The 20227-nt window shown below is 73.1% G+C and carries 20 protein-coding genes and 1 pseudogene; 9 read left to right on the top strand and 12 right to left on the bottom strand.

Annotation, left to right across the window (positions count from 1 at the left end; all coding sequences use genetic code 11):
• Positions 1–182 precede the first annotated feature (182 nt).
• From BAW75_RS33470 to groES, 3 genes and pseudogenes are all read right to left on the bottom strand, one after another.
• Positions 183–620: pseudogene (locus BAW75_RS33470) on the bottom strand (molybdopterin-binding oxidoreductase); the annotation flags it as partial.
• 123 nt (positions 621–743) lie between these two features.
• Positions 744–2387, bottom strand: coding sequence for a chaperonin GroEL (gene groL / locus BAW75_RS14125; protein WP_104113857.1), 1644 nt, complete (start codon positions 2385–2387; stop codon positions 744–746).
• Positions 2388–2457: 70 nt separating this feature from the next.
• Positions 2458–2772: a co-chaperone GroES gene (gene groES, locus BAW75_RS14120; protein WP_018222648.1), complete on the bottom strand. Its 315-nt coding sequence runs from the start codon at positions 2770–2772 to the stop codon at positions 2458–2460.
• A gap of 256 nt (positions 2773–3028) precedes the next feature.
• Here groES and BAW75_RS14115 point away from each other — a divergent pair, with 256 nt between their 5' ends.
• The 7 genes from BAW75_RS14115 (at position 3029) to BAW75_RS14085 (ending at position 10318) form a co-directional block, all read left to right on the top strand.
• Positions 3029–4261 carry a THUMP-like domain-containing protein gene (locus BAW75_RS14115; protein WP_104113856.1) on the top strand — a complete coding sequence of 411 codons (1233 nt, stop codon included), beginning with the start codon at positions 3029–3031 and terminating at the stop codon, positions 4259–4261.
• 54 nt (positions 4262–4315) lie between these two features.
• On the top strand, positions 4316–4795 hold the full coding sequence (gene ybaK / locus BAW75_RS14110) for a Cys-tRNA(Pro) deacylase (RefSeq protein WP_104113855.1): 480 nt from the start codon (positions 4316–4318) through the stop codon (positions 4793–4795).
• A gap of 204 nt (positions 4796–4999) precedes the next feature.
• Complete coding sequence (locus BAW75_RS14105; RefSeq protein ID WP_043328325.1) at positions 5000–6103, top strand: sugar ABC transporter substrate-binding protein; 1104 nt, start codon at positions 5000–5002, stop codon at positions 6101–6103.
• A 103-nt stretch (positions 6104–6206) separates the two neighbouring features.
• Complete coding sequence (locus tag BAW75_RS14100) at positions 6207–7019, top strand: ATP-binding cassette domain-containing protein (protein ID WP_043328323.1); 813 nt, start codon at positions 6207–6209, stop codon at positions 7017–7019.
• Positions 7016–8275, top strand: coding sequence for a sugar ABC transporter permease (locus tag BAW75_RS14095; protein ID WP_043328321.1), 1260 nt, complete (start codon positions 7016–7018; stop codon positions 8273–8275). The genes BAW75_RS14100 and BAW75_RS14095 overlap by 4 nt, the downstream gene beginning before the upstream one ends.
• A gap of 31 nt (positions 8276–8306) precedes the next feature.
• Positions 8307–9482, top strand: a complete 1176-nt coding sequence (locus tag BAW75_RS14090) for an ROK family protein (RefSeq protein WP_104113854.1) — start codon at positions 8307–8309, stop codon at positions 9480–9482.
• A gap of 98 nt (positions 9483–9580) precedes the next feature.
• Positions 9581–10318 (top strand): DUF4142 domain-containing protein, encoded by a 738-nt coding sequence (locus BAW75_RS14085; protein ID WP_043328319.1) that lies wholly within the window; start codon positions 9581–9583, stop codon positions 10316–10318.
• Positions 10319–10331: 13 nt separating this feature from the next.
• On the opposite strand, the gene BAW75_RS14080 is transcribed toward BAW75_RS14085, so the two are convergent.
• The 4 genes from BAW75_RS14080 to tsaB are packed head-to-tail and all read right to left on the bottom strand — an operon-like array spanning position 10332 to position 12772.
• A complete protein-coding gene (locus BAW75_RS14080) occupies positions 10332–10586 on the bottom strand; it encodes a hypothetical protein (protein WP_030501549.1) in 255 nt (84 codons plus the stop codon).
• A 16-nt stretch (positions 10587–10602) separates the two neighbouring features.
• On the bottom strand, positions 10603–11649 hold the full coding sequence (gene tsaD, locus BAW75_RS14075; protein WP_104113853.1) for a tRNA (adenosine(37)-N6)-threonylcarbamoyltransferase complex transferase subunit TsaD: 1047 nt from the start codon (positions 11647–11649) through the stop codon (positions 10603–10605).
• A gap of 5 nt (positions 11650–11654) precedes the next feature.
• Positions 11655–12098, bottom strand: coding sequence for a ribosomal protein S18-alanine N-acetyltransferase (gene rimI, locus BAW75_RS14070; protein ID WP_069087939.1), 444 nt, complete (start codon positions 12096–12098; stop codon positions 11655–11657).
• Positions 12095–12772, bottom strand: coding sequence for a tRNA (adenosine(37)-N6)-threonylcarbamoyltransferase complex dimerization subunit type 1 TsaB (gene tsaB, locus BAW75_RS14065; protein WP_104113852.1), 678 nt, complete (start codon positions 12770–12772; stop codon positions 12095–12097). The genes rimI and tsaB overlap by 4 nt, the downstream gene beginning before the upstream one ends.
• A 171-nt stretch (positions 12773–12943) precedes the next feature.
• Here tsaB and BAW75_RS14060 point away from each other — a divergent pair, with 171 nt between their 5' ends.
• Positions 12944–13669, top strand: coding sequence for a helix-turn-helix transcriptional regulator (locus BAW75_RS14060; RefSeq protein WP_104113851.1), 726 nt, complete (start codon positions 12944–12946; stop codon positions 13667–13669).
• Here the strand turns inward: BAW75_RS14060 and ung are convergent.
• Positions 13658–14356: a uracil-DNA glycosylase gene (gene ung, locus BAW75_RS14055; RefSeq protein WP_104113850.1), complete on the bottom strand. Its 699-nt coding sequence runs from the start codon at positions 14354–14356 to the stop codon at positions 13658–13660. The genes BAW75_RS14060 and ung overlap by 12 nt on opposite strands.
• Before the next feature lie 181 nt (positions 14357–14537).
• Here ung and BAW75_RS14050 point away from each other — a divergent pair, with 181 nt between their 5' ends.
• Positions 14538–15908 carry a lipase family protein gene (locus BAW75_RS14050; RefSeq protein WP_104113849.1) on the top strand — a complete coding sequence of 457 codons (1371 nt, stop codon included), beginning with the start codon at positions 14538–14540 and terminating at the stop codon, positions 15906–15908.
• A 1-nt stretch (position 15909) separates the two neighbouring features.
• Here BAW75_RS14050 and tsaE read toward each other — a convergent pair whose 3' ends face one another.
• The 4 genes from tsaE to BAW75_RS14030 all read right to left on the bottom strand — a co-directional run bounded on the left by tsaE (position 15910) and on the right by BAW75_RS14030 (position 20144).
• Positions 15910–16392, bottom strand: coding sequence for a tRNA (adenosine(37)-N6)-threonylcarbamoyltransferase complex ATPase subunit type 1 TsaE (gene tsaE / locus BAW75_RS14045; protein WP_043328309.1), 483 nt, complete (start codon positions 16390–16392; stop codon positions 15910–15912).
• Positions 16389–17474 (bottom strand): alpha/beta fold hydrolase, encoded by a 1086-nt coding sequence (locus BAW75_RS14040; RefSeq protein ID WP_104113848.1) that lies wholly within the window; start codon positions 17472–17474, stop codon positions 16389–16391. Before BAW75_RS14040 ends, tsaE begins: the two co-directional genes overlap by 4 nt.
• The gene (gene alr / locus BAW75_RS14035; RefSeq protein WP_104113847.1) at positions 17471–18589 is read right to left on the bottom strand and encodes an alanine racemase; all 1119 of its coding nucleotides are present in this window, start codon (positions 18587–18589) and stop codon (positions 17471–17473) included. Before alr ends, BAW75_RS14040 begins: the two co-directional genes overlap by 4 nt.
• An 85-nt stretch (positions 18590–18674) precedes the next feature.
• Positions 18675–20144 carry an NAD(P)H-hydrate dehydratase gene (locus BAW75_RS14030; protein WP_104113846.1) on the bottom strand — a complete coding sequence of 490 codons (1470 nt, stop codon included), beginning with the start codon at positions 20142–20144 and terminating at the stop codon, positions 18675–18677.
• Positions 20145–20227: the final 83 nt, after the last annotated feature.

Genomic DNA, 20227 nt, shown 5'->3' with positions numbered 1-20227 from the left:
GGCGTCTCCCCCTCCCGGGCCAGCGCGGCGACCGCCGGAGGCGGGGCGGATGGCGGGGGCGACGCGGACGGCGGCTCGCTGTCCGCCGAAGCGGCCCCGTCGCACTCCGCCGGACCGGTCCCGGCCCGGTCGCGTCGCACGGCGTCGGACCGGTCACGCCCCGGTCGCTTCCGGTGCGCCAGGTCGGCGCTCAGCGGGCCGGCCACGAACGCCCACAGCGTCAGCGCGCCCAGTCCGCCGCCGACCAGGGAGGGCAGCGCGTCGAAGGCGTCCGCGCCGGCCCGGGTCAGCGCGGCGGCGACACCGAGCGCGGCGAACGCGGCGATGCCGGCCAGGCCGATCACCAGCCGCCGGGCCGCTGCCAGGCCCAGCAGCGCGCCGAAGACGGCCAGCAGCAGCGCCGTCCCGATCAGCAGCGCGATCTTGTCGTACGTGCCGAAGACGTCGATGGCGAACTGCTTGAGCGGCTCGGGCACCAGGTCGACGACGAGTCCGCCGACGGCGACGAGTGGAGCGGACCGGGGGCCGGTCAGGACCGCCACGGGTTCGGCGGCGCCGAGCGCCACCTCGGCGGCGACGACACCGGCCGGCGCCGCCCGGCGGGGGGAGAGGGTGCTCACGGGCTCCAGTCTGGTCGCCCCGCGGGCCCGGCTGCCAATCTCGTCAGCGATCCGTAAGGACATATGCGTCAGGGCACACCACCGGGTCGGCGGTGTGCCCTGACGTCGGGCGTACTCCTCGGGTCAGAAGCCCGGGCCGTGCTGGTGGCCGTGGCCGTGCGAGTGGCCGTGGCCACCGGCGGCCGGCTCCGGCTCGGCCGGCTTCTCCACCACGAGGCTCTCGGTGGTGAGCAGCAGGCCGGCGATCGAGGCGGCGTTGCTGACCGCGTTGCGGGTCACCTTCACCGGGTCGATGATGCCGGACTTGGCCAGGTCGACGTACTCGCCGGTGGCGGCGTCGAGGCCGTGGCCCCAGTCCTTGCCGACGACCTTCTGCACCACCACGTAGCCGTCGTGGCCGGCGTTCTGGGCGATCCAGCGCAGCGGCTCGACGAGCGACTTGCGCACGATCGAGACGCCGACCTTCTCGTCACCGGTGAAGCCCAGGTCGTCGTCGAGCGCCGGCAGGATCTGGGCCAGGGCGGCGCCGCCACCCGGGACCGTGCCCTCCTCGACCGCGGCCTTGGTCGCGGCGATGGCGTCCTCGATGCGGTGCTTGCGCTCCTTCATCTCGACCTCGGTGGCCGCGCCGACCTTGATCACGGCGATGCCGCCGGAGAGCTTCGCCAGCCGCTCGGCCAGCTTCTCCCGGTCCCACTCCGAGTCGGAGGCCTCGATCTCCTTGCGGATCTGGGCGACCCGGTCGGCGACCTCGGAGGCCTGCCCGCCACCGTCGACGACAGTGGTGTTCTCCTTGTCGACCACGACGCGGCGGGCGGTGCCGAGCACCTCCAGGCCGACCTGGTCGAGCTTGTAGCCCAGCTCCGGGGCGACCAGCTCGGCGCCGGTCAGGATCGCCATGTCCTGGAGCATCGCCTTGCGGCGGTCGCCGAAGCCGGGGGCCTTGACCGCGCAGACCTTGACGGTCTTGCGCAGCGCGTTGACCACGAGCGTCGACAGGGCCTGACCCTCGACGTCCTCGGCGACGATGAGCAGCGGCTTGTTGTTCTGGAGAACCTTCTCCAGCAGCGGCAGCAGCTCCTCGATCGCCGAGATCTTCTGCGTGGTGATCAGGATGTACGGGTCCTCCAGGACCGCCTCCTGCGCCTCCAGGTCGGTGACGAAGTTCGGCGAGATGAAGCCCTTGTCGAACTGCAGACCCTCGGTCACCTCCAGCTCGGTGACGAGCGCGGAGCCCTCCTCGACGGTGATGACGCCGTCGCGGCCGACCTTCTCCATCGCCTCGGCGATCAGCTCACCGATCGCGGCGTCCTGCGCGGAGACGGTCGCGACGTGCGCGATCGACTCCTTGCCGGCGACCTCGACGGCCTTGCCGAGCAGCGCCTCGGAGACCTTGGCGGCCGCCGCGTCGATGCCCCGCTTCAGGCCGGTCGGGTTGGTGCCGGCGGCCACGTTGCGCAGGCCCTCGCGGACCATGGCCTGGGCCAGCACGGTGGCGGTGGTGGTCCCGTCGCCGGCGACGTCGTTGGTCTTGGTCGCCACCTCCTTGACCAGCTGCGCGCCGAGGTTCTCGTACGGGTTGGTGAGCTCGATCTCCTTGGCGATGGTCACGCCGTCGTTGGTGATCGTGGGCGCACCGAACTTCTTGTCCAGGACGACGTTGCGCCCGCGCGGGCCGAGGGTGACCTTGACCGCGTCCGCGAGGGCGTTGACACCGTGCTCGAGCAGGTGCCGGGCGTCGTCCGAGAAGCTGAGGATCTTCGCCATCAGTATCCCTTCGAAGCGACGTTGCCCCGGCCCGGCGAGCCGGACCGGGGCAACGACACTGATCGGTTGCTTACTTCTCGATGACCGCGAGGACGTCGCGGGCGGAGAGCACCAGGTACTCCTCGCCGGCGTACTTGACCTCGGTGCCGCCGTACTTCGAGTAGAGGACGGTGTCGCCGACCTTCACGTCGATCGGCACGCGGTTGCCCTTGTCGTCGATCCGGCCCGGGCCGACAGCGAGGACGGTGCCCTCCTGCGGCTTCTCCTTGGCGGTGTCGGGGATCACGATGCCCGAGGCGGTGGTGGTCTCGGCCTCGTTCGCCTGGACCACGATGCGGTCCTCGAGCGGCTTGATCGCAACCTTGGTCGCGGTAGTCACGGGCATACCCTCCCGGGTACTTGGTGTCGTTGCCGGCCGGCGTGCCGACCAGCGTCAATCTGCCACATGCCACCGGGCGGGGCCGTCGTCGCGGGTGCCGGTCCGCCTGGCGCTCAACCCCCGGGCACGAGGCTCGGGCGTTGGCACCCTCAGGGTGAGAGTGCTAATCGCAGGTTATTCCTCGGCTAGCACTCCGTCAAGGAGAGTGCCAACGCGCGTCGCCCTCCGTGTCGCGCCGGAACCGGCCCGGGAGAATGGGCGCGTGGATCTCGACCTGCTCGCCGTGCTGCGTACCCCCGAGGGGTCGGCGGCGCTCGCCGCGGCCGGGCGGGTGGCCGGCGGCGACCCGCTGGCGGCGGCGGCCGCGCTGCGCTCGGCCGGGATTCCGGGCGACCTCGCCGCCGCCGCGCTGACCCAGGCCGAGCTGCGCCGCCGGGCAGCAGGCAAGTTCGGCGCGGCGGCGGCCGGGATGTTCCTCACCCGGCCCGGGCTGGAGCAGGCCACCCGCGGGGTGGTCGCCGGCCGCCGGGCCGCACGGCTGCGCGCCGCGGGCGTGACCACGCTGGCCGACCTGGGTTGCGGCCTGGGCGCCGACGCGCTCGCCGCCGCCCGCGCCGGCATCCGGGTGTACGCGGTGGAGGCCGACCCGCTGACCGCCGCGATGGCCGCCGCGAACGCCGAGGCGGCCGGGCTCGCCGATCTGGTGACAGTCGAGTGCGGCGACGCCACGGAGTTCGACGTGAGCCGCGTCGAAGGCGCGTTCTGCGATCCGGCGCGGCGGCGGGCCGGCACCGGGCGGCGCGTCTTCGACCCGAACTCCTACTCCCCGCCGTGGGACTTCGTCACCGGTCTCGCCGCGCGGGTGCCGCGCACAGTGGTGAAGGTCGCGCCGGGGCTGGACCACGCGCTGATCCCGGCGGGCGCCGAGGCGGAGTGGGTGAGCGTGGACGGCGACCTGGTCGAGGCCGCGCTCTGGTGCGGCGAGCTGGCCGGCGTGCCGCGCCGCGCCACCCTGCTGCACGAGAAGGAAGGGCCCCTTCTTAACGCCTCCGGTAGTAAAAGGGTCCCTTCCTATCACCTCACCGGCACGGGCGCGCAGGAAGCGCCGGTGGGGCCGGTCCGGCGCTTCCTCTACGACCCGGACCCGGCGGTGGTGCGCGCGCACCTGGTCGCCGAGCTGGCCACGGACCTCGACGCCACGCTCGCCGACCCGTCGATCGCCTACCTGTACGCCGACGAGGCCCGGCCCACCCCGTTCGCCCGCTGTCTGGAGATCACCGACGTGCTGCCGTTCTCGCTGAAGCGGCTGCGCGCGCTGCTGCGGGAGCGCCGGGTCGGCCGGGTGGAGATCCGCAAGCGCGGGTCGGCGCTGGAGCCGGAGAAGCTGCGCCGTGACCTGCGGCTGTCCGGCGAGGCGGCGGCCGACCTGGTGCTGACCCGGGTGGCGGGCGACCCCACGGTGCTCGTGTGCCGGCCGGTTCCGGTCGGCGGCTGACCCGGCTCACGTTTCCAGCTCGCGGTGTCGCGGCGCGCGGGTTAGCTTGAGCCCGTGGCGGGCCCTGGCACTCCGGCGATCGCGTTGCTGAGCAAGCGGAAGATCGTCCACAGCATCCACCCGTACGACGTCTCGCCGGACGCACCGAACTACGGCGCGCTCGTGGCCGCGGCGCTCGGGGTGGCGCCGGACCGGGTGTTCAAGTCGCTGGTCACCGAGGTGGACGGCGGGCTGACCGTGGCGGTGGTGCCGGTGACCGGCGAGCTGGACCTGAAGGCGCTGGCCGCCGCGATGGGCGGCAAGCGGGCGGCGATGGCGGACCGGGCGGTGGCCGAGCGGGCGACCGGGTACGTGCGGGGCGGCATCAGTCCGCTCGGCCAACGTAAGCGGCTACCGACAGTCGTCGACTCCTCGGCGCTGGCGCACCCGACCGTGTACGTGTCGGCGGGCCGCCGGGGATTGCAGGTGCAGCTCACGCCGACGGATCTGGTGGCGCTCACCGGGGCGGCCACGGCATCGATCGCCGCTGCCTGAGCGGGCTCGTGACGGTACGTGTGGGAGCGTTCCCGGAGCGCGCTCTCCCGGCGGTGTCCCGCGGGTGACAACCGCGTTGCTGAATTGTTACCGCCGCCAACAAACTTCTGACCTCGGCAGTCTTGCGGCGCATGGGAGGCGGGGAATACGTTGCCGGGCACAACAAAACATCACCACTCCCCCACCTCCGAAAGGACCCTGCACATGCGCAAGGGCTTCCTCACCTTCGCGGCCGTCGGTCTCCTCGCGACCGGCAGCATGGCCGCCTGCGGTGACAACGGCGGTTCTTCCGACGAGGCCGGCGGCTCCAACGCCAAGAAGCCGAAGATCGGCGTGATCCTGCCGGACAGCAAGTCCTCCGCCCGCTGGGAGGGCGCGGACCGCAAGTACCTCAAGGCGGCGTTCGACGCGGCCGGCGTCGACTCCGACATCCAGAACGCGCAGAACGACAAGACCGCGTTCCAGACCATCGCCGACCAGATGATCACCAGCGGCGTCAACGTCCTGATGATCGTCAACCTGGACTCCGGCACCGGCAAGGCCGTGCTCGACAAGGCCAAGTCGCAGGGCGTCGCGACCATCGACTACGACCGGCTGACCCTGGGCGGCTCCGCCCAGTACTACGTCAGCTTCGACAACGAGGCCGTCGGCAAGCTCCAGGGCGAGGGCCTGAGCAAGTGCCTGACCGACAAGGGCGTCAAGAACCCGTCGATCGCGTACCTCAACGGCTCGCCGACCGACAACAACGCCACCCTGTTCAAGAACGGGTACGACTCGGTGCTCAAGCCGAAGTTCGACTCGAAGGAGTACACCAAGGTCGCCGACGACCCGGTGCCGGCCTGGGACAACGCGCAGGCCGCCACGATCTTCGAGCAGCAGATGACCAAGGCCGGCGGCAAGATCGACGGCGTGCTCGCCGCCAACGACGGTCTCGGCAACGCGGCCATCTCGGTGCTGAAGAAGAACAAGCTCAACGGCAAGGTCCCGGTGACCGGTCAGGACGCCACCAAGGAGGGCCTGCAGAACATCCTCGCCGGTGACCAGTGCATGACCGTCTACAAGGCGGTCAAGAAGGAGGCGGACGCCGCCGCCGAGCTGGCCATCGCGCTCGCCAAGGGTGAGCGGAAGGACACCGGCCAGACGGTCAAGGACCCGGAGGGCAACCGGGACGTGCCGGCCGTGCTGCTGGAGCCCAAGGCCATCTTCAAGGACAACGTCAAGGACGTCGTGGCCGACGGCTACGTCACCAAGGAAGAACTCTGCACCGGTGCCTTCGCGAAGCTCTGCACCGACGCCGGCGTGAGCTGACCCACCCGCCTCAGGCGGCGCCGCCCGGCACGGGTTCTCCCGTGCCGGGCGGCGCCCGCGCCGGACGGGATCCGAGACCTCCCTCCGCCCAAAGGAGAACCCCGTGTCCGCAACCCCCCTGCTGGAGCTACGCGGGATCGACAAGAGCTTCGGTCCCGTCCAGGTGCTGCGCGACGTCGCCTTCGCCGCGCACCCCGGCGAGGTGACCGCGCTCGTCGGTGACAACGGCGCCGGCAAGTCGACCCTGGTCAAGTGCATCAGCGGCATCCACCCCACCGACGCCGGCGAGTTCCTCTTCGACGGCCGCCCGGTGACCATCAACAGCCCCCGGGACGCCGCCGCGCTCGGGATCGAGGTCGTCTACCAGGATCTCGCGCTCTGCGACAACCTCGACATCGTGCAGAACATGTTCCTCGGCCGGGAGAAGCGCAGCGGCATCGTGCTCGACGAGCCGACCATGGAGCAGATGGCCGCCGAGACGCTCGCCGGCCTGAGCGTGCGCACCGTGAAGTCGCTGCGCCAGCACGTGGCCAGCCTCTCCGGCGGCCAGCGGCAGACCGTCGCCATCGCCAAGGCCGTGCTCTGGAACAGCCGGCTGGTCATCCTGGACGAGCCGACCGCCGCGCTCGGCGTCGCGCAGACCGCCCAGGTGCTGGAGCTGGTGCGCCGGCTGGCCGACAACGGCCTGGCCGTGGTGCTCATCTCGCACAACATGAACGACGTCTTCGCCGTCTCCGACCGGATCGCCGCGCTCTACCTCGGCCAGATGGTCGCCCAGGTGAAGACCACCGACATCACCCACTCGCAGGTGGTCGAGCTGATCACCGCCGGCCGATCCGGCGGCCTCGGCCTCACCGGCGAGCCGGGCGGCAACGGCGCCGCGCCCGCCGACACCACCCCAGGAGCCATCCGATGACCGCCATCGTCGTGAAGAAGGAAGGCCCGGCCGGCGTCGCGCCGACACCGACCCTGAACAGCCACGTGAACAACTACTGGCGCCGGGTACGCGGCGGCGACATCGGCGCGCTCCCCGCGGTGGTCATGCTCGTGGCGCTGGCGGTGGGCTTCTCGATCGCCCGCCCGTCGTTCTTCACCGCCGGCAACCTGGCGAACCTGTTCACCCAGGGCGCGGCGGTCACGCTCATCGCCATGGGCCTGGTCTTCGTCCTGCTGCTCGGCGAGATCGACCTCTCCGCCGGCTTCGCCAGCGGCGTCTGCGCAGCGATCCTGGCCAACGTGGTCACCGTGCTCGGCTACCCCTGGTACGTGGCGGTGCTCGCCGCCGTCGTCACCGGTCTGGTGATCGGCACCGTGCTGGGCCTGCTGGTCGCCAAGGTCGGCATCCCGTCCTTCGTGGTGACGCTCGCCGGGTTCCTCGCCTTCCAGGGTGTCGTGCTGACGCTGATGGACGAGGGCGCCAACATCGCGATCCGCGACGACGTGCTCGTCGCGATCGCCAACCGCAACCTCTCCCCGGCGCTGGGCTGGGCGCTCGCCGCGGTGGCCGTCGCCGGGTACGCGGCAGTGCAGTTGCTCCGGTACCGCAACCGGGCCGCCCGTGGCCTGCTCACCGACCCGCTCACGGTGGTCGGCGCGCGGATCGCCGGCCTGGCCGTGATCCTCGGCGTGGCGGTCTACGTCCTCAACCTGGAGCGCAGCCGCAACGTGCTGATCACCTCGCTCAAGGGCGTGCCGATCGTGGTGCCGATCATCGCGGTGCTGCTGATCGTCTGGACGTTCGTGCTCCAGCGCACCAGCTACGGGCGGCACATCTACGCGGTCGGCGGCAACGCCGAGGCGGCCCGCCGGGCCGGCATCAACGTCGACCGGATCCGTATCTCCGTCTTCGTCATCTGCTCCTCGATGGCCGCCATCGGTGGCATCGTGGCCGCCAGCAGGGGCAACTCGGTCGACCCCAACACCGGGGGCAGTAACGTACTGCTCTACGCCGTCGGCGCGGCGGTGATCGGTGGCACCAGCCTCTTCGGCGGCAAGGGCCGGGTCCTCGACGCCGTGCTCGGAGGCGCGGTGGTCGCGGTCATCGACAACGGTATGGGACTGATGGGATACAGCTCGGGCGTCAAGTACGTGGTCACCGGCGTGGTGCTGCTCGCCGCGGCGACCATCGACGCGCTCTCGCGTCGGCGGGCCGCCGCGACCGGCAACCGCTGAGCAGGGGTACGGAAACACCATGGCAGTGGCAATGCGCGCGGGCCCCAGTCAGGACGAGATCCGTCGGCAGAACCTGGGCGCATTGCTCCGATACGTGCACGTCCACGGGGCCACCACCCGCGCCGAGCTGACCACCGCGCTCGGACTCAATCGCAGCACCATCGGCGCGCTGACCGCGGACCTGGCCGGCGCCGGTCTGGTCAGCGAGGGGACGCCGAAGGAGACCGGCCGGGCCGGACGACCGTCACTCGTCGTCCGGCCCGAGTCGGGGCGGGTCTACGCCTACGCGTACAGCGTCGAGGTGGACCGGCTGCGGGCCGCGCGGGTCGGACTCGGCGGTGAGGTGCTCGACCGCCGGGAGATGGACCGGCCGCGCAACCTGGTCGCCGGGGAGGCCGCCCCGCTGCTCGCCGGCGCGGTCAAGGAGATGCACCAGTCGGTGCCGCCGGACGCGATCTGCGTCGGCGCCGGCGTGGCGGTGTGCGGCATGGTCCGCCGCGAGGACGGGCTGGTCCGGCTCAGCCCCACCACCGGCTGGGTGGACGAGCCGATCGGTGCGGCGCTCGCCGTCGAGCTGGGGATAGACGTACCGATCACGGTGGGCAACGTGGCCGACGTGGCCGCGTACGCCGAGCACGCCCGGGGCGCGGCGGTCGGCTGCGACAACGTCATCTACATCTACGGCGACGTCGGTGTGGGCGCGGGCATCATCGCGGGAGGGCGGCGGCTGAGGGGGCACGGCGGCTACGGCGGCGAGGTGGGCCACATGGTGGTGGTCCGCGACGGGGTGCGCTGCGACTGCGGCCGGCGCGGCTGCTGGGAGACCGAGATCGGCGAGCACGGGCTGCTGCGCGCCGCCGGCCGGTCCGAGGCACGCGGCCGGGACGCGCTGCTCGCCGTGGCCGACGCCGCCGACCGGGGCGACGCCCGCGCGCAGACCGCGGTACGGCAGGCCGGCGACTGGCTCGGCTTCGGCGTCGCGAACCTGGTGAACATCTTCAACCCGGAGATGGTCATCTTCGGCGGCACCATGCGTGACCTCTACCTGGCCTCCGCCGCGCAGGTGCGCAGCCGGCTCAACTCCAACGGGCTGCCCGCGTGCCTGGAGCACGTGCGGCTGCGTACCCCGAAGCTGGGCGACGACGCGGCGCTGATCGGCGCCGCCGAGCTGGCGTTCGAACGACTCCTCGCCGATCCGCTGAACTGATCGGCCCGGTGATCCGTACCAGTGTGCGGACGGGCGGCCGGCTTGCGCGGCCGTCCACGACCCCGCGTACCGGTCCGGACCGAGGAGGCACCGCAACCATGGCATCGCTGGAATCCGCACGCCGCAAGCTGGCGCACCGGGTGGTACTGCTGCTCGCCGCGCTGGGCGCGGGGATCGGCGTCGTTCCCGGGACGGCGCAGGCCGCGCCCAACCCCGGCGTGCAGATGAACGCCGCCGACATGACGCTGCTCAACGGCGTACGGCTGGCCGGGCTGTGGGAGATGCCGGCCGGGCAGATGGCGGCCGAGAAGGGCCAGTCCGCCCGGGTACGCGAGGTCGGCGCGGAGATCGCCAAGCAGCACGCGGAGCTGGACCAGCTGGTGGTCGAGGCGGCCAACAAGCTCGGCGCCACCCTGCCGACGGATCCGACGGCAGAGCAGCAGGGGTGGCTGACCGAGATGCGGAACGCCACCGGCGCCCGGTTCGACCAGATCTTCGTCACCCGGCTGCGGGTCGCCCACGGCAAGATCTTTCCGGTGATCGGCGCGGTCCGGGCCAGCACCCGCGACCCGATCGTGCGGAAGCTGGCCGAGGACGCCAACAAGTTCGTCAACGACCACATGACCATGCTGGAGAGCACCGGGCTGGTGCGCTGGCAGCAGTTGCCGCCGGCCGCGCTGCCGCCCGCGCAGAGCGACTCGCTCGTCGCCGCCGCCCAGGCCAACGTGGGCAGCGGCGGTGGGCTCCAGGTCGGCACCGGCCTGGTGTGGGCGGTGTTCCTGATCGCGCTCGGCACCGGCGGGTACGCCACCTGGCGGCTGACCCGCCGCTCCTAGCGGGACGGCGGCGTCAGCGGTCGACCTGGGCGAAGTCCCAGCTGTGCGGCGGGCGGGCGATCAGGCGCGCCGGTGGCTCGGGCAGTTCCCGGGGGTTGTTCCGCCACTTGGAGATGACCACGAGCCGGTGGTCGGTGGAGGAGAACACCTCGCTGGAGACGTGCATCGGGTCGTGCTCGAACTCGGGCAGCGCGGTCTCGCAGACCCAGGTGATCAGGTCGGCGAAGCCGTACGACTCGGCCTTGGCCTCCCACATCCGGACGATCATGTCGGTTCCTCCCCGCTCACACACTGACCACTGTCAGCGGCATCGCCGAGTCGGCCGGCAGGTCCAGCCGGCTCGGCGCGACGCCCGCGGCGACCAGGTGCGAGCCGAGCGCGGCCACCATCGCGCCGTTGTCCGTGCAGAGCTTCGGCCGGGGCGTACGCACCCGGATGCCGTGCTTGCCGGCCCGCTGCTCGGCCATCGCCCGCAGCCGGGAGTTGGCTGCCACTCCGCCGCCGATCACCAGCGTGTCGATGCCGCTGGTGCGGCAGGCGTCGATCGCCTTGCCGACCAGCACGTCGCAGACCGCCTCCTGGAAGGACGCCGCCACGTCGGCGACCGGGACCGGCTCACCGGCCCGCTGCCGCGCCTCCACCCAGCGGGCCACCGCCGTCTTCAGACCCGAGAAGGAGAAGTCGAACCGGTGCCCGACCAGGTCCTTCGCGGCGGTCAGCCCGCGCGGGAAGGCGATCGCCGCCGGGTCACCGGCACGCGCCTCGCGGTCGATGTACGGTCCGCCCGGGAACGGCAGCCCGAGCAGCCGGGCCACCTTGTCGAACGCCTCGCCGGCCGCGTCGTCGATGGTGGCGCCGAGCGGTACGACGTCGCGGGCCAGGTCGTCGACGCGCAGCAGCGAGGAGTGGCCGCCGGAGACCAGCAGCGCGATGGCGGGCTCGGGCAGCGGGCCGTGTTCGAGCGTGTCCACAGCGACGTGCGCGGCGAGGTGGTTCACCCCGTACACCGGCTTTTCCGCCGCGACCGCGTACCCCTTGGCGGCGGCGACCCCGACGAGCAGGGCGCCGGCCAGGCCCGGCCCGGAGGTCACGGCGATGGCGTCGATGTCGGCGATGGTGACGCCTGCCTCGCGCAGCGCCCGGTCCATGGTCGGCACGATCGCCTCCAGGTGGGCGCGGCTGGCCACCTCGGGCACCACGCCGCCGAACCGGGCGTGCTCCTCGACGCTGGAGGCGAGCGCGTCGGCGAGCAGCGTGTGCCCGCGCACGATGCCCACGCCGGTCTCGTCGCAGGAGGTCTCGATGCCGAGGATCAGTGGTTCGTCAGCCATGCGCGTCAGTCCTCGTTGCGCTGCATGACCAGCGCGTCGGTGTTGCTCGGTTGGTAGTAGCCGCGCCGTACGCCGATCGGCTCGAAGCCGTAGCCGGCGTAGAGCCGCTGCGCCGGGGCGTTGTCCGCGGCGACCTCCAGCAACGTGCTGCGGACGCCGCGCCGGGCCGTCTCGGCGAGCAGCGCCTCCAGCAGCAGCCGGCCGATGCCCCGCCGCTGCGCGTCCCGGCGGACCGCGACGTTCTGCACCCACGCCTCGTCGGGCGGGTAGACGGCCAGCCCGGCGTAGCCGAGCACGGTGCCGTCGTCGTCGGTGGCGGCGAGGTAGAAGTGGCCGTTGGCGAGTTCGTTCCAGAACATCGCCGCCGACCACTGCTCGGCGCCGAACAGGTCCGCCTCGATGGGCAGCACCTCCTCGACGTGCCACCAGCGGAACCGGCCCAGCCTCATGGCAGGACCGGCTTGTGGCCGGTGGCGGCGACCGCGTCCGGGCGGCGCAGGTAGAGCGGGGTGAGCGTCTCACCGGGCGCGCCCGCGCGGATCCGCGGCGCGGCGAGACGCGCCAGCGCCAGCGGGGCCGGGTAGCGCGGCTCGTCCCGCACCGGCAGGCCGAGCACGTCCGCGTACCGGTGCGCGCCGTCGCCGACCGCGACGCTGACCGCCAGGTCGCGCGCCCGCTGCGCGACGACCGCCGGGGCGGCGACCTCCGGCCCGACGAGGCGCTGACCGGCGCCGTCGTAGACGGCCCAGTAGATCTCCCGCCGCCGCGCGTCGCTCGCCGCAAGCACCGGCTCGCCGGCGGCCGCCGGGTGGCCGAGCCCGTCCAGCGAGCAGACACCGTACGTGGGGACGCCGAGCACCTGACCCATGGTGGCGGCGGTGACCAGCCCGACCCGCAGCCCGGTGAACGGGCCCGGGCCGAGGCCGGCGACGATCGCGGTCAGGTCGGCGGGCCGCGCGCCGACGTCCGCGAGCACGGCGTCGACCTGCGGCGCGAGCAGCTCGCCGTGGGCGCGGGCGTCGACGGTGCATCGGGACGCACGAACCGCGACGCCGTCCGCCGAGACCTCGGCCAGCGCCGCGGTCACCGCGGGCGTCGAGGAGTCCACCACGAGTACGAGCACGGTAAGCCAGCCTAGCCGTCCGCCCCGCCCACCCCTGGCACGCCCTCGCCGCTCGCCCGGTCACGGTGCGTAGCGTCTCCCCGGAAGAGATGACCTGAGAGCGATATACCGCTTGGTCATAAACATGACTCACAGGTATATCGCTCGAAGGCGGGCTGCCATCCTCCGGAGATGACGGAGAGTCGCCTGGTCCAGGAGATCGCCCGCACCCTGCGTCACGAACGGGAAATGGCCGGGCTCACCCAGCAGGCCCTGGCCACGCGGGTCGGGATCAGCCAGGCCGCCGTCGCCCGGATCGAGCGCGGCGACCGGCTGCCCAGCCTGACGACTGCGGAACGCCTGCTCGCCGCGCTGGATCGGCAACTGCGGATCGAGGTCGAGCCGCTGGACAGTCACCTGGACGCAGCGCTTGACGAAATGGCCGGGACCGCGCTGACCGAGCGGATCGATCATCTCCGGCTGGACCCGATCATCGACGCGCTGGGCGACCTGCCGTACGTGCTGGCGGGCGGCACGGCGGCACTGCTGCAGGGCGCGCCGCTGCCGGTGGACGCGGTCGAGATCGCCGTGCGGTGGCGGGACTCCCCGCGGTTCACCGCGTTCCTGGAGCGGGGCCGCGCGCAGCGCTGGGACGCCCGATGGCAGGTGTGGGGCGGCATCCACCCGGAGCCCGAAGAGCCGGGCGAGCACCGCTGGCGGACCCGCTTCGGCGAGTTGCGGGCCCGGATGTGCGACGAACTGCCCGAGCCCATCGAGGTCCGCCTCGGTGAACGCACGTACCCGGTCGAGCCGCTGGTCGAGGTGGAGGTGACCGACCGGCGTACGGCCGAGTTGCTGTCCCGGTACCGCCGGCGCCTCGCCGCGGCGGGCGAGGCGCAGGAGGGGTCAGCCGGCTGAGCGCTCCCAGTCGATGGTGGGCAGCCCCGCGTCGGCCAGGGCCTTGTTCGCCGCGCTGAACGGGCGGCTGCCGAGGAAGCCGCGCGGGTTCATCGGGCTCGGGTGGCCGGCCTCCAGCACCACGTGCTGCGGGTTGGTCACGAGCGCCGCCTTCTTGCGCGCGTAGCCGCCCCAGAGCAGGAAGACCACGCGCTGGTCGAGCGCGTCGAGCGCCCGGATGGTGGCGTCGGTGAACTCCTCCCAGCCCTTGTTCGCGTGCGAGCCGGGGGTGGCCTGCCGGACGGTCAGCACCGAGTTGAGCAGCAGGACGCCCTGCGCGGCCCAGCCGTCGAGGTTGCCGCTGCGCGGCTTCGGCACGCCCAGGTCCTCGCTCATCTCCTTGAAGACGTTGCGCAGCGACGGCGGGACCGCCACCCCCTCGCGGACGCTGAAGCTCAGCCCGTGCGCCTGGCCCGCCTTGTGGTACGGGTCCTGCCCGAGGATGAGCACCCTCGTGTCGGCCGGCCCGCACTGCCGGTAGGCGGAGAACAGGTCCTCCAGCGGCGGGAAGACGGTGGCGGTCGCGTACTCCCGGGTGACGAACTCGGCCAGCGCGGCGGTGCGGGCCGGGTCGAGGTGGGGGGTGAGCACGGCACGCCAGGCCTCCGGCAACAGCGCCGGCAGGTCCAGGGTGGGGGCGTCGGGCATCGGCAACCTCTCCTAGTCGGTCGCCATCTTCCTACCAGCCGCGACCGACACTCCCGGGCAGCGGCCGGGCCGGGTACTGGACGGGAAAAGTTACCGGAGCGTAACCTACTGGCAAGTTACTTACGCCACACCACCACTGCTAGCTTGCATCCACCACCGTCGATGCTCGCTAGGAGTGCCCGTGAGCAGCAGGAACACCCGTCCCCGCACGCCCTCCGCCCGCCGCGCGATCGGCCTCCGGATCCTCGCCGTCGCCGCGGCGGCAGCCACCTACCTGGCCGGATCCGGCGCAGCCGCAGCCGCCGACGACGCCACGCCCGTGGTCTCCCGCGGCGTGACCATCCCCGCCTTCTACCACCCGCCCGCCGACCTGCCCGCCACCAACGGCACGCTGATCCGCACCGAGCCGCTGCCGCTCGGCCTGAGCATTCCCGGGCTCGACGGCCGCCCGATGCCCGGCACCGCCACCCGGCTCATGTACCGGTCCACCGACTCCAACGGCCGGCCCGTCGCGGTGACCGGCGCCTACATCGAACCGTCGGCGGCGTGGCGGGGCGCCGGCCCGCGCCCGGTGGTGGCCGTCGCCTCCGGAACCATGGGGCAGGGCGACCAGTGCGCGCCGTCGTTCTCGCTGCAACACCCGCTCACGCTCACCGGCGACACCCTGTCCGTCGGCTACGAGGCCCTGGCGATCTATCGTTTGCTCGCCACCGGCGCGGCCGTCGTCGTCACCGACTACGTCGGCCTGGGCGCGACCGACCGGCTGCACACCTACGTCAACCGCCTCGACGGGGGACGCGCCCTGCTCGACGCGGCCCGCGCCGCCCGCGCCGTACCCGGAGCATCGGTCACCGCCCAGTCCCGCGTCGGTCTGTACGGATACAGCCAGGGCGGGGGCGCCAGCGCCGCGGCCGCCGAGCTCCACTCCACCTACGCGCCCGACGTGCCGCTCGCCGGCACCTACGTCGGCGCGCCGCCCGCCGACCTCACCGCGGTCATCGGCGGCATCGACGGCAGCGCGCTGGTGGGGGCGCTGGGGTGGTCGCTGAACGGCTTCGCCCAGTCCGACCCGGCGCTGCGGGACGTCATCGAGGCCGCCGTCAACGACACCGGCCGGGCGGCGCTGAAGGACACCTCGACCATGTGCGTCGGCGACGCGATCCTCCGGTACGCGTTCACCAGGAGCAGCAAGTGGATCACCGGCGGCCGCTCCCTCACCGCCGTCATCGCCGCCTCGCCCGAGGCCCAGGCCGTCCTCGACCGGCAGCGCATCGGCACGCTCAAGCCCACCGGCCCGGTACGTGTGGCAACAGGCATCCAGGACGACATCGTGCCCCACCGGCAGGCCCGTCAACTGGCTGTCGACTGGTGCCGCAAGGGCGGCAACGTGACCTACCAGGCGATCAGCCTGCCCAATCTCGGCGACAAGATCCTCACCAACCACCTGGTGCCGCTCATCACCGACCAGGGCGACGCGGTGGCCTGGATGAGCGACCGGCTCGCCGGGCGGACCGCCTACTCCAACTGCTGGACGATGCCCGTTCAGCCCTGACTCAGGACAGTTCGGCGACCCGGGCGGCCCAGTCGCCACCGACCGGTTCCAGCGTGACCGCCCGGGTGTCGTCGTCGCGGCGGTCGATGCGTACCCGCAGGTGCGCGTCGACCAGCTGCTCGACCATTCCCTCGCCCCACTCCACCACGGTGACCGCCTCGTCCACCGAGGCGTCCAGGTCGAGGTCGTCGATCTCCGCCCGCGGGTCGGCGGCCTCACCCAGGCGGTACGCGTCGGCGTGCACGAGCGTCACCCGGCCGCCCCGATCCGGGTCGGGGCGGTGCACCCGGGCGATGACGAAGGTGGGCGAGGTGATGTCGCCGCGTACGCCCAGGCCGGCGCCGATGCCCTGGGTCAGCGCGGTCTTGCCGGCCCCGAGCGGGCCACTGAGCAGCAGCAGGTCACCCGCGCGCAGCACCCCGGCCAGCCGACGCCCGAACTCGTGGGTGTCGTCGACCGTCTTCAGCTCCACGACCACTGTCATAGCGAATCCAGGAACCTCTCCAGCGCCGCGTTCACCTCGTCGGCGTGCTCCAGCATCACCACGTGCCCGCTGTCGTCGATCTTCACGAACTCGGCGTGCGGCAGCCGCCGGACGATCTCCTCGGAGTGTGTCACCGGCGTGATCATGTCCTTGTCCCCCACGATCACCAGCACCGGCGTGCCGGCCAGCGCGGCCAGCGCCGGGAACCGGGAGTGGGTGGCGATCGTCCGCAGGTAGCGGGTGACCGTGTCGGCCGAGGTGCGCGAGTTCATCATCTCGACGTACGACACCAGGGCCGGGCTCGGCGCCGAGGTGCCGAAGCCGTACTTGCGGGTGAGCAGCCAGGCCACGTTCGAGGTCGACCGGCGCGCCCGGTCGATCACCGTGCCGCCGTACCGGGTGGCGTTGCTCATCATGTAGAGCACCGGCGAGCCGACGCGGCCGAGCAGCGCGGGCGCCACCAGCTTCGTCTCCGCCGCCAGACCGCCCGAGGTCGCCATCAGCACGGTGCCGACCACGCGGTCACCGAACATCTCCGGGTACAGCTCGGCCAGCGCCATGATCGTCATGCCGCCCATCGAGTGCCCGACCAGCACCAGCGGGCCCTCCGGGGCCACCTCGTCGAGCACCCGGCGCAGCGTGTGGCCCAGCGCGGTCAGGTCGTACTCGCCGCTCTCCAGCCGGCCGGAACGGCCGTGCCCCGGCTGGTCGTACGCGACCACCCGGTAGTCGCCGCGCTCGGCGAGCCGCTTGCGCTGGAAGTGGAACGTGCCCATGTCCAGGCAGAACCCGTGCACCAGCACCACAGTCGGGTGCCCGGCGACCGGGCGGCTCGGCTCGACCACCTCCACGTGGATGTCGGTGCCGTCCGGCATCTCCAGCCGGTACGCCTGGTCGTAGCGCTGCTCGCCGAAGACCTCGCCGGCGTACCTGTCGGTGGGGTCGTTCTTGAGCCGGCGGACCAGCACCCGCTCGCTGACCACGCCCGCCGCGAGCCCGGCGGCGGCCACCCCGACGGCGGCGCCGACCAGCCCGGCGACCTTGCCGGCGGCGGTACGCGGACGCGGCAACCGGAGACTCATGCGCGCTCGCCGTCGTAGAACCGGGGCACGCGCACGCCGCCGAAACGGGTCACGATCTCGTAGTTGATGGTGCCGACCGCCTCGGCCCAGTCGTCGGCTGTGGGCCCGCCGTCCGCGCCGTCGCCGAACAGCGTCACCATGTCACCGGCGGCCACCTCGTCGTCGCCGCAGTCGACCACGAACTGGTCCATGCAGACCCGGCCGGAAATGTTCCGGCGCTTGCCGGCGAGGTGCACCGGGCCGGTGTTGGAGGCGTGCCGGGGCACACCGTCGGCGTAGCCGAGCGGCACCACCGCCAGGTTGGTCTCCTGCTCGGTGAGGTAGGTGTGCCCGTAGGAGACGCCGGTGCCGGCCGCGACCCGCTTGGTCAGCATCACCCGGGCGCGGGCGGTCATCGCCGGGCGCAGGCCGAACTGCTCGCCCGCGACCGGCGACAGACCGTAGACCGCGATGCCGGGCCGGACCAGGTCGAAGTGCGTGTCCGGCCGGGTCAGCGTGGCGGCCGAGTTGGCCAGGTGGCGGTACCGAGGGCGCAGACCGGCGCGCGTCACCATCTCCAGCCCCTCGTGGAAGACGGCGAGCTGGCGGTCGGTGGTGGGGTGGCCGGGCGAGTCCGCGTACACGAAGTGGCTCCACACGCCGACCACCTCGACCAGGCCGTCGGCCTGGGCCGCCGCGGCGGCCTCCAGCAGCGCCGGCCAGTCGGCGACGGTGGCGCCGCCCCGCGCCAACCCGGTGTCGATCTTGAGGTGCAGCCGGGCCGGGCGGTCCGCCCGGCGGCTCGCCTCGATCATCTCGTCGAGCTGGGTGAGGCTGGCGCAGCCGAGGTCGACGCCGACGGTGATCCCGTCGTGCAGCGGCAGCCCGGGTGTGAGCAGCCAGGCCAGCACCGGCGCGGTGATGCCGTCCTGGCGCAGCCGCAGCGCCTCGTCCAGCGTGCAGACGCCGAGCTGGTCCGCCCCCGCGTCGAGCGCCGCGCGGGCGGCGGGCACCATGCCGTGGCCGTAGCCGTCGCCCTTGACCACCGCCATCAGCTCGGCGCTGGTGCCGGCCTTGAGCCGGGTCACGTTCTCCCGGATCGCGTCCAGGTCGACGCGCACCTCCGACTGCCACATGTCCCCAGCCTACTTCCGTCAGTGATCATCAGCGCCCTGAGCCGTGCGGGCGGTGCCCGTCGCCACCCGGGCGTCGCCGCCCGGATCAGCCCAGCCGGGCCAGTACCGGACGCAACGCCGCCGCCACGTCGGGCGCGGTGACCGGACCGCCGCGCGCCGCCTCCCGGCCGGCCAGCCCGTGCAGGTACGCCGCCGCGGCGGCCGCCCGCTCCGGGGCCAGCCCGGCGGCGAGCAGCGAACCGAGCAACCCGGCCAGCACGTCACCGGTGCCGCCGGTGGCCAGCACCGGCGTGCCGGTCGGGTTCACGTACGCGCGGCCGTCGGGCGTGCCGATGATCGTGTGGTCACCCTTGAGCAGCACCACCGCGTTCATCCAGGCGGCCAGCCGCAGCGCGGCGGCGACCCGGTCCTCCCCCGGCATCTCGCCGCAGAGCCGGGCGTACTCCCGGTCGTGCGGCGTCACCACGATCGGCGCGTCCCGGCCGCGCAGCCGGTCGGCCAGCTTGCCGTCGACGAGCAGCGTCAGCGCGTCCGCGTCGAGCACCACCGGCACCGGCGCGGCAAGCACTGCGCGCAGCTCGGCGGCGGACTCCTCGCCCGTACCGAGGCCGGAGCCGCACACCCACGCCTGCACCCGGCCCGCGTCCGCGACCCGGCCGGTGGCGATCACCGACGGGTGCTGGTGCAGCACCTCGCCCTTGGCGCTCCCGGCGTAGCGGACCAGGCCGGTCGGGCCGGCGAGCGCCCCGGCGACCGAGAGCACCGCGGCGCCGGGGTAGGTGGCCGAGCCGGTGGCCACGCCGACCACGCCCCTGGTGTACTTCTCCGACGACGCGCCCAGCTCCGGCCACCAGCCGACCACGTCCGTCTGCTCGATCACCTGGAGCGCCGGGGTGCCGCGCAGCCACGGCGTCAGCCCGATGTCGACCAGCTCGACCTCGCCGGCCAGCTCGGCGGCCGGGCCGACGACCAGCGCCGGTTTGAGCGCGCCGAAGGCCACCGTCACGTCGGCGCGGACCGCTTGGGGCCGCCCGGCGTCGGTCAGCGGGACGTGGCCGGTGTCGACAGCGACGCCGCTCGGCACATCGACAGCGACCACGGTGGCGGGCCCACCGTCGCGCCCGCGCTGCCCGGTCAGGCTCGCGGCCAACTGCTCGGCGGTCTCCCGCAGCCCACCGGTGCCGCCGATGCCCACGATTCCGTCGAGCACCAGGTCGGCTCCGGCGGGCGGCCGGTCGACGACGCGCCCGCCTGCGGCACGCAGGGCCGCCAGCCCTTCCGCGTGCGCCCGCCCGGGGCTCAGCAGCAGCGCGGCCACCGCCGCGCCCCGGCGGGCCAGGTGCGCGCCCGCGAAGAGCGCGTCACCGCCGTTGTCGCCGGAGCCGATCAGCAGCAGCACCCGGGCGCCGTAGACCCCGCCCCGGTCACCGAGCAGCAAGGCGCAGCGCCGGGCCAGCCCGGCCGCGGCCCGCTGCATCAGCGCCCCGGGCGGAAGGGTGGCCATCAGGCCCGCCTCCGCCGCGCGAACGTCCGCGACGCGCCATACCGGTCTCATGCCACCCCGTCCCGTTCGTCGCGCCGGCTCAGCGCCCGCCCGCGGCTGTCCCGATCACGGCCTCACCCTACCGGCGGTACGAA

The sequence above is a fragment of the Micromonospora chalcea genome, from assembly GCF_002926165.1.
Lineage (GTDB): Bacteria > Actinomycetota > Actinomycetes > Mycobacteriales > Micromonosporaceae > Micromonospora > Micromonospora chalcea.
This window is presented reverse-complemented; position numbering and strand designations above follow the sequence as displayed.